At 65.5% G+C, this 510-nt stretch carries 1 pseudogene; it reads left to right on the forward strand.

The annotated features are described in order from the left end of the window. Positions 1-510, forward strand: a pseudogene (locus tag FLV34_RS39720) (hypothetical protein); the annotation flags it as partial.

Below are 510 nucleotides of genomic sequence, written 5' to 3' on the forward strand. Positions count from 1 at the left end.
CCGTGGGGCATCTACGTGGGCAAGACCGCGTACACCCACTACGACTTCGACGTCTACGAGGACGGCGACCGCGACTACGCGTTCGTGACCGTCTACAACGGCGTCCTGCCCACCAGCGGTTCCAGCAAGAGCTACGCCCGCACCTACGAGACCTCCCGCGAGGCCAAGCGGGCCAAGGCCAAGCTCGACCGCGACAACGCCTACTCCCACCTGACCATGCGGCCCGTGGTCGACACCGCCCACGTGGTCAAGGAGGGCACCCGCGACTCGCAGAAGGTCTACGTCAAGCGGGACGACTGGAAGAAGCTCAACCCCGAGGGCACCCCGGCCGACGGTCCCTTCAAGGAGGGCACCGGCGTCACGGACAAGGAATACCGCTTCAAGCCGCGTGGCTGGGAAGAGGGCAAGCAGTCCCGTGACGGCAAGGCGTTCTACCTGAAGAAGGGCGACAAGTACGTCGTCCGCACCTACTGGATCAACTACGACGTCGACTACCGCCTGACCGGCCGG

Source organism: Microbispora sp. CSR-4 (genome assembly GCF_008033685.1).
Lineage (GTDB): Bacteria > Actinomycetota > Actinomycetes > Streptosporangiales > Streptosporangiaceae > Microbispora.